Origin of the sequence: Streptomyces purpurogeneiscleroticus (assembly GCF_020024005.1) — a bacterium.
In the GTDB taxonomy this organism is placed as follows: Bacteria; Actinomycetota; Actinomycetes; order Streptomycetales; family Streptomycetaceae; genus Streptomyces; species Streptomyces purpurogeneiscleroticus.
The window spans coordinates 1-8351 of sequence record NZ_NHSG01000084.1; the positions used below are offsets into that span (position 1 = coordinate 1).

Consider the following 8351-nt stretch of genomic DNA (forward strand, 5'->3'; position numbering starts at 1 on the left):
GCCGGGGCGGCGGCGGTGGCGGCTGGGGCGAGACCGGCATCGACCGGCTGTTCTCCTCCGACATGGGCGGCCAGATCTCCTGGCTGCTGCCCGCGGCCTTCGTGCTGCTGATCGCGGGGCTGTGCGTCCTGCGGCGGGCCCGGCGCGCGACGGACGCCCTGGCCGCGCAGCAGCGGGACGCGTTCCTGGTCTGGGGCGGCGCGCTGCTGATGACCTTCGCGACCTTCAGCTTCATGTCCGGGATCTTCCACCAGTACTACAACATCGCCCTGGCGCCCTACATCGCGGCGCTGGTGGGCATGGGCGCCGCGGTGCTCTGGCAGCGGCGGCAGCACGCCGCGGCGACGGCCGTGCTCGCCGTCACGGTCGCGGGCACGGCGGTCTGGTCGTACGTCCTGCTGGACCGGTCGCCGACGTTGCTGCCGTGGCTGCGCTGGGTGGTACTGGTCGGCGGGCTGTTCGCGGCCGTCGCGCTGGCGGCCTTCGGGCGGGGCACCTCGGGTGCCGGACGCCGGCTGGCCGTCGGCGCCGCCGGGCTGGGCCTCGTCACATCGCTGGCCGGACCCCTCGCGTACACGCTGAACACGGTGACCACCCCGCACACGGGCTCGATCATCACGGCGGGCCCGTCGGTCTCCGGCGGCATGGGCGGCCCGGGCGGCATGGGTCGCCCGGGGGGCATGGGCGGTCCGGACGGGAAGCCCGGCGCCAAGAGCCCCGGCGCACGGCCCATGCCGCCCGGCCAGGGCGGCGGCGCGCCCGGCAGGACGGGTATGCCGCCCGGCATGGGCGTCGGCGAGCGCGGCACCACCCGCGGCGCGGGCGGCATGGGCGGCCTGCTCAACGGCTCGCAGGTGAGCACCGAGGTGAAGGCCAAGCTGCTCGCGGACGCCGACGAGTACACCTGGGTCGCCGCCTCCATCGGTTCGCAGAACGCCGCCAGTTACCAGCTGGCGACCGGCAAGCCGGTCATGGCCGTCGGCGGCTTCAACGGCAGCGACCCGTCCCCGACGCTCGCCCAGTTCAAGAAGTACGTGAAGGAGGGGAAGATCCACTACTTCCTGGGTGGCGGCATGGGCGGTGGCCCGGGCGGTGGCCAGGGAAGCTCCTCGAAGATCACCTCCTGGGTGGCCGACAACTACAAGAAGGTCACCGTCGGCAGCACCACGCTCTACGACCTGACCGCTCCCCGCTCATAAATCGAATGTACGGCGTACAGGGCGTCCCTGTACGGTGTAAAGCATCCGCTCGCACCGTACAGGGAGCCCGTATGTCCTCCGTGGCCTCCGCCGCGCCCCCCGCCATGAGCCCGCCGCGCCATCCCACGCGCTGGATCATCCTCGGCGTCATCTGCCTCGCGCAGCTCACCGTCCTCCTGGACAACACCGTCCTCAACGTCGCCGTCCCCTCCCTCAACAAGGAGCTGGGCGCGACCACCGCCGACATCCAGTGGATGATCAACGCCTATTCGCTGGTCCAGTCCGGCCTGCTGCTGACGGCCGGCAACGCCGCCGACCGCTACGGCCGCAAGAAGATGCTGGCCATCGGCCTGGTGCTGTTCGGCGTCGGCTCGGTGTGCGCCGGTTACGCGCAGTCCGCGGGCCAGCTGATCGCCGCCCGGGCCGGCATGGGCATCGGCGGCGCCCTGCTGATGACCACCACCCTCGCCGTCGTCGTCCAGATCTTCGACAACGAGGAGCGCCCCAAGGCGATCGGCATATGGGGAGCGGTCAACTCCCTCGGCTTCGCCGCAGGTCCGCTGATCGGCGGCACCCTGCTCGACCACTTCTGGTGGGGCTCGATCTTCCTGATCAACATCCCGGTCGCGGTGCTCGGCCTGATCGCCGTGCTGAAGCTGGTACCGGAGTCCAAGAACCCCTCCGGGGACCGTCCCGACCTGCCCGGCGCCCTGCTGTCCATGATCGGCATGGTCGCCGTGGTCTTCGCGATCATCTCGGGCCCCGACCACGGCTGGTTCTCCGCCCGCGTGCTCGGCTCCGCCCTCGTCGGCCTCCTCGCGCTCACCGTCTTCGCCCGCTGGGAGCTGCACACCCCGCATCCGATGCTGGACATGCACTTCTTCCGCGACCGGAAGTTCGTCGGCGCCGTCGCGGGCGGCATCCTCGTGGCGTTCGGCATGGGCGGCTCGATGTTCCTGCTCACCCAGCACCTCCAAATGGTGCTCGGATACGAGCCGCTGGAGGCGGGGCTGCGGATCGCGCCGCTCGCCCTGACCGCCGTGGTCCTGAACTTCTCCGGCGTCGCGGGCCGGCTGATGGTCAGGCTCGGTACGCCGCGGACCATAGGCGTCGGCATGACCCTGCTCGCGGGCGGCCTCGCGGCCATTTCGCTCGCGGGCGCGGGCTCCTACAGCGGCATGCTCGCCGGACTGATCGTCATGGGCATCGGCGTCGCGCTCTCCATGCCGGCCATGGCCAACGCCATCATGTCCTCGATACCGCCCGCCAAGGCCGGCGTCGGCGCCGGCGTCAACGGCACGCTCATGGAGTGCGGCCAGGGCCTGGGCGTCGCCGTCCTCGGCGCGGTCCTCAACTCCCGCTTCGCCGCGCTGCTCCCGGCGGTCGCGGCCGGCGCCGGCTCGCTGCCCGCCGCGCTCGCGGCAGCCCGTACGGACGCGGACCGCGCCGCCGTGCGGGACGCGTTCGCGACCGGCATCCAGACCAGCCAACTGGTGGGCGCCGCTGCGGTGTTCGCGGGAGGTCTGCTCGCCGGCATCCTGCTCGGCCGCGCCGAACGCGCCGAACGGGCGGGTCACTCCCGTGCCGAAGCGGAATAGCATCGAGGCGGCAGACCGCGTACGACCAGTTCAGCGATGAGGGAGGGCCGGCCATGGAAGCGACGGGCAGCCGCGCCGGGAAACCGCGGAAGAGTGTCTGGCTGACCGAACGTCCTCCGCTCAAGCGGAAGGCGGACCAGCCGGCCGGGCTGGATCTGGACAAGATCGTCGAAACCACCGTCCGGCTGCTCGACGCGGAGGGGCTCGCGAAGTTCTCGATGCGCCGGCTGGCCGCCGCGCTCGGCGTCACGGCGATGTCCGTGTACTGGTACGTCGACACCAAGGACGACCTGCTGGAACTGGCCATCGATGCGGTGGCCGGCGAGATCGACCTGCCGGACGAGAACGACCCGGAGGCGGACTGGCGCGACCACCTGCGGCACCTGGCCGCCGAGTACCGCAAGGTACTGGTCACCCACCGCTGGGCGCCGCGGCTGCTGGGGGAGTACCTCAACGTCGGTCCGCACGCGATCGCGTTCTCCAACGCGACGCTGCGCGTCATGCAGGGCAGCGGGCTCTCCCAGGAGGAGATCTCCGGGGCGCTCGGCGCGGTCTTCCAGTTCGTCTACGGCTTCAGCACGATCGAGGGACTGCACGAGGAGCGCTGCCGGGAAACCGGCAAGACGCTGGACGAGCACTTCCAGGAGGTGATCGGGGCGGTCCAGGGCCGCCCGGAGTTCGCCGAGACGATGGAGATGTCGGAGAAGTCGCTGAAGATCCAGCAGGGCGTCGGCGTCCGTGAGATGCGCGAGCGCGACTTCGCGTACGCGCTGGACGTGCAGATCGCGGGCATCGAGGCGCTCCGCGACCGGGGCCGGTCGGCCGGCCGCGGGGAGTGATCCGGCCGGCCGTCGGGAGTGAGCGGCCGGCCGGAGCGATGCGTACGGGCCGTTCGCGGCGTGCCACGAACGGCCCCGGGGGCATCCCGGGCTCGAACACAGCCGAGCCCGGGGGAGGGGTACTCAGCCGGCCATCGGCAGCGAGTCCCCCTGGACCGCCTGGATGTCCAGCTCCACCTTCAGGGTGGTGCCGATGGCGGCGATACCGGCCGCCACGACCTGGTTGTAGTTCATCTTGAAGTCCTCGCGGTGCAGCTCGGCGGTGGCGCTGAACGCCGCCCGCGTACCGCCCCACGGGTCCGGGCCCGTGCCCAGGTACGACAGGTTCAGGTCCACCTGACGCTCGACGCCGTGCAGCGCGAGGTCGCCGTGGACGATCCAGCGGTCCGGCCCGGCCGCTTCGAGACCCGTGGAGCGGTAGGTCAGCTCCGGGTAGGTCTCCACGTCCAGGAAGTCGGAGTTGCGCAGGTGGCCGTCGCGCATCCCGTTGCCGGTGTCGATCGACGCGGCCTTGATGACCGCCTCGACGCGCGACTGCGTCACGTCCTCCGCGATGTCGATCCGCCCGGAGAACTCCGTGAACCGGCCGCGCACGCTGGAGATCCCCAGGTGCTGCGCGGCGGCGGCCACCGACGAGTGCATCGGGTCGATCGTCCACGGTCCGGGCGGCGGCAGCTCCGCGCCGCCCTGCCGGGCCAGCGTCACATTGCCGACGTCCATCCGGCCGCTCGCCGTCACGATCGAGGTCGAGGCGACCGGTGCGTAGCCCACGGCCGTCACGATCACCGTGTACGGGCCGGGCTGCAGCGGGGCCGCGTCGCGCACGACGCCGTCCTCGTCGGCCGTGGCGCGCAGGACCTGCGTGCCCGTCATGTCCGTGACGGTCAGCACCGCGTGCTTGACCGCCCAGCCGTCGCGTGTCCGGACCTGTGCCCGAACGCCCGCGCCAGTCGAACTCATACCCACTCCCGATTCGTGCTTGGTACATGTGGGCCCCGGCCGGCGGCGAGCAGGCCGTCCCCTGCCTGTGCGCCCGCCGCCGCCGGGGCCCTTGGTCCGGCCCGGGGCGCGTCTCCGCTCAACGCGCGCCCCGGACCGGGGCTGTGCTCTCAGGGCTTTCCGCCCTGGCCCCCGTTCGATCACCCGACCAGCGTCAGTCGCCCGGGTGGGCGAGCTCGACGTCGTAACCGTCGACCCCGGCCGCGTCGACCGACAGCGCGTTGGCGACCGGCGGGTATCCGCTGGCGATCACCGTGTAGTCGCCGGTGTCCAGGTCGGTGAAGGCGTACGCGCCGTCCGCACCGGTCGTGGAGGTGGCCACGACGTTGCCCGCCGCGTCGACCAGCGTGACCCGCGCGTCCGGCAGGGGACGGCGGTCGGCGCCGGCCCGGACGATGCCCTGGACGCGGGCGCCGGACTGCAGCGCGATCTCGATGCGGGTGGTGCCCTGGCCGCTGACCTCGACCGGCTGTGCGGTCGGCCGGTAGTCGGTGGCGTTCACCGCGACGGTGTACGTACCGGCGGCCAGCTCGTCGAAGGCGAAGTTGCCCTCGACGCCGGTCTTGCCGGTCGCCAGCACCTCACCGCGGACGTCCGTGACCACGACCATCGCGCTGTCCACCGGAGCGCCGGTGACCACGCTGCGGACCTGGCCCCGGAGGCCGCTGGTGCCGCTGAGCAGGATGTCGTAGCCGATCGGCTGGTCGCCGACGACGACCGTGGACGCCTGCGGCTGGTGGCCGTCGGCGGCCGCGATCAGCACGTACGAGCCGGCGCCGGGGGCGTTCAGTACGTACGAGCCGTTGGCCTGGGCCACCGAGCGGCCCAGCTGGCGGCCGCTGAGCGAGATCAGCGTGACCGCGGAGCGCGGGACCGGGCTGCCGTCACCGTTCCGGACGAAGCCGGTGATGGCCGGGCCCTCCGGGGTGCCGGGGTCGCCGGCGGAGGCGTACGCCGCCAGCGGCTGGGCCTGGGTGGCCGCGACCGGCTGGGGCTGGGCCCACGACGGGGTGTGCTCGTCCGGGGCGACGGACGGGGCGCCGACCAGAGCCGGCTCCAGCGCCTCGGTCGAGGCGGCCGAAGCGGTGGCCGGGGCGGCCGCGGCGTCGGCCGGAACCGCCGTCGTGTCCGCGGTGGCGCCGGACGCCGTGGCGTCCGAGCCGTCGTCGGAGGACTGGGCCAGTCCACCCTTGGTCTTCAAGGCGACCTCCTTGATGAAAAGCGTCAGAAGGAAGGCGAGCAGCGCGCACGGGGCGGCGATCAGGAAGATGTCCGCGACAGCGTGCCCGTAGGCGCTCTCCATGACCGTCCGGAGGGGCGCCGGGAGGGCGTCCAGATCCGGGATGCCCCCGCCACCGGTACCGCCCTGGGCCGCCGCCTTGGCGCCGGCCGGCCCGAGGTCGGCCAGGCCGTCCTTGACGTAGTGCGTGACTCGGGTTGCCAGCACCGCGCCGAGCGCCGAGACACCCACCGCACCACCGAGGGAGCGGAAGAAGGTGACGACGGACGAGGCGGAGCCGAGGTCCTCGGGGGCGACCTGGTTCTGCGTGCAGAGCACCAGGTTCTGCATCATCATGCCGATGCCGAGCCCCATCAGGGCCATGAAGATCGCGACGTGCCAGTACTCGGTGTCGTACCGGATCGTGCCCAGCAGGCCGAGACCCGCGGTCACGAGCACGCCACCGGAGACCAGCCATGCCTTCCACTTGCCGGTCTTGGTGATGACCTGGCCCGACACGGTCGACGAGACGAACAGCCCCGCGATCATCGGGATGGTCATCACGCCGGACATCGTCGGCGACTTGTCGCGCGCCAGCTGGAAGTACTGGCTGAAGAAGACGGTGCCGGAGAACATCGCGATACCGACGAACAGCGAGGCCAGCGAGGCCAGCGTGATCGTCTTGTTGCGGAACAGCCGCAGCGGGATGATCGGCTCGGCCGCCTTGGTCTCGACCAGGATGAAGATCAGCGCGAGCACGACGGAGCCGCCGACCATGGCACCGGTCTGCCAGGACATCCAGTCGTACTTGTCGCCGGCCAGCGTGACCCACACCAGCAGCAGGCAGACCGCCGCGCTGATGAAGAAGGCACCCAGCCAGTCGACCTTGACGCCCTCGCGCTTGATGACGGGGAGCTTCAGGGTCTTCTGCAGCACGATCAGCGCGATCACCGCGAAGGGCACGCCGACGTAGAAGCACCAGCGCCACCCGAGCCACGAGGTGTCGGTAATAACACCCCCGAGCAGCGGCCCACCGACAGTGGCCACCGCAAAGACAGCACCGAGATAACCGCTGTACCGTCCCCGCTCACGCGGCGAGATCATCGCGGCCATAACGATCTGGGCCAGGGCGGACAGACCGCCCACGCCTATGCCCTGCACGACTCGGCAGGCGATCAGCATGCCGCTGTTCTGCGACAGACCGGCGACGACCGAGCCCGCGACATAGATGACCAGCGAGAGCTGCACCAGCAGCTTCTTGCTGAACAGGTCGGAGAGCTTGCCCCACAGCGGGGTGGTCGCCGTCATCGCCAGCAGCGACGCGGTCACGACCCAGGTGTAGGCACTCTGCCCACCGTCCAGATCGTGAATGATCTCCGGCAGCGCATTCGACACGATCGTCGAAGAAAGAATGGCGACGAACATACCGAGCAGCAGCCCGGACAGCGCCTCCATGATCTGGCGGTGCGTCATGGGCGCTCCGGCGGAGGCGTTTCCGCCGCCTCCGTGCTTGGCGTGGCCGCCCCGCACACCGGCTGGTGTGGTTGTAGCCATGTAATTCCTTATCGTCCTGCTGATGTACGGGTGGTTTGGCTCCGCGTGACGTCCGTACGCATGACGTCCGTACGCGTGGGTTCCTGGTGCGCCCGGGTGCGGCAGTCGCCGAAGCTCTCGTGCAACTTCGCGAGCAGCTCGTTCAGCCGGCCGACGTCTTCGTCGGACCAGTCGTCGAGGTACCGGGCGAGGGAGTCCGTGTAACGGACGGACAGCTCGGCGAGCAGTTCGCGTCCGCGGTCTGTCAGTCGCAGCAGCCTGGACCGCTTGTCCAGAGGGTCGGGCTCCCGCTCGATCCAGCCACGCTCCGCGATGTGGGCGACGTGCCGGCTGGTCACCGACATGTCGATCATCAGCAGCTCGGCCAGCTTGCTCATCCGCATCTCGCCGTACCGGTCGAGGATGGTGAGCACGCCTACCGAGGCGGGCGGGCAGTCGTGGGGCAGGATGCGCCCGAGCTCGCGTTTCACGGCACCGATGGCGCTGAGTTGCCTGGCCAGCTCCTGGTACTGACCCTGCGCGGCCATGGGCACCTCCACAATCTTTTGTTGCTTGAGGCAACCATAGAACCACTTGGTTGCCGAAGGCAAACGAATCCGGGGTTCACGGGGTAAAGGAAACCAAAAAGATGTACCGTGCACGAGTCAAGGGTGCGGCTGCACTCCGTAAATCCGCAGGTCAGAGCGGTATGCGCCCGCCCTCACCGGGGCATACGGAGCCCCCCGCGCCGCCTCCGGCACTTTGCGGCGCTCTGCCCGGCTCGGCACCGTCGCCCGCCCGTCCGGGGCGCAGCCGCGCTTCGACCGACTGGGGGTGTCCGGCTACCCACCAGTTCGCTAGGGTCTCGCCCTATGGCGAACAACCCGCAGACGCCCGACGGCAACCACGACCCGGCCGGCAGCACGCAGATGTTCCGCGCCTTCGTCGACGAAGGCGCCCCCCA

6 protein-coding genes are annotated in these 8351 nt (G+C 70.8%); 3 read left to right on the forward strand and 3 right to left on the reverse strand.

Annotated features, from left to right (window positions below):
- The 3 genes from CCS38_RS02630 to CCS38_RS02640 all read left to right on the forward strand — a co-directional run.
- On the forward strand, positions 1-1199 hold a 1199-nt coding region (locus tag CCS38_RS02630), incomplete at its 5' end, for a mannosyltransferase YkcB-related protein (RefSeq protein ID WP_504740340.1).
- 71 nt (positions 1200-1270) lie between these two features.
- Positions 1271-2797, forward strand: a complete 1527-nt coding sequence (locus CCS38_RS02635) for an MFS transporter (protein ID WP_223731550.1) — start codon at positions 1271-1273, stop codon at positions 2795-2797.
- A 53-nt stretch (positions 2798-2850) separates the two neighbouring features.
- Positions 2851-3636, forward strand: a complete 786-nt coding sequence (locus tag CCS38_RS02640; RefSeq protein WP_223731551.1) for a TetR/AcrR family transcriptional regulator — start codon at positions 2851-2853, stop codon at positions 3634-3636.
- A gap of 123 nt (positions 3637-3759) precedes the next feature.
- Here CCS38_RS02640 and CCS38_RS02645 read toward each other — a convergent pair whose 3' ends face one another.
- The 3 genes from CCS38_RS02645 to CCS38_RS02655 all read right to left on the reverse strand — a co-directional run bounded on the left by CCS38_RS02645 (position 3760) and on the right by CCS38_RS02655 (position 7935).
- The gene (locus CCS38_RS02645; protein WP_223731552.1) at positions 3760-4596 is read right to left on the reverse strand and encodes a YceI family protein; all 837 of its coding nucleotides are present in this window, start codon (positions 4594-4596) and stop codon (positions 3760-3762) included.
- Between the two features lie 193 nt (positions 4597-4789).
- A complete protein-coding gene (locus tag CCS38_RS02650; protein ID WP_504740341.1) occupies positions 4790-7327 on the reverse strand; it encodes an MFS transporter in 2538 nt (845 codons plus the stop codon).
- A gap of 89 nt (positions 7328-7416) precedes the next feature.
- Positions 7417-7935 carry a MarR family winged helix-turn-helix transcriptional regulator gene (locus CCS38_RS02655; protein WP_223731554.1) on the reverse strand — a complete coding sequence of 173 codons (519 nt, stop codon included), beginning with the start codon at positions 7933-7935 and terminating at the stop codon, positions 7417-7419.
- Positions 7936-8351: the final 416 nt, after the last annotated feature.

Bases quoted from the DNA above. Each gene is read 5' to 3' on its own strand.
- CCS38_RS02635 (WP_223731550.1), top strand. From the start codon at position 1,271: ATGTCCTCCGTGGCCTCCGCCGCGCCCCCCGCCATGAGCCCGCCGCGC.
- CCS38_RS02640 (WP_223731551.1), top strand. From the start codon at position 2,851: ATGGAAGCGACGGGCAGCCGCGCCGGGAAACCGCGGAAGAGTGTCTGG.
- CCS38_RS02645 (WP_223731552.1), bottom strand. From the start codon at position 4,596: ATGAGTTCGACTGGCGCGGGCGTTCGGGCACAGGTCCGGACACGCGAC.
- CCS38_RS02650 (WP_504740341.1), bottom strand. From the start codon at position 7,327: ATGACGCACCGCCAGATCATGGAGGCGCTGTCCGGGCTGCTGCTCGGT.
- CCS38_RS02655 (WP_223731554.1), bottom strand. From the start codon at position 7,935: ATGGCCGCGCAGGGTCAGTACCAGGAGCTGGCCAGGCAACTCAGCGCC.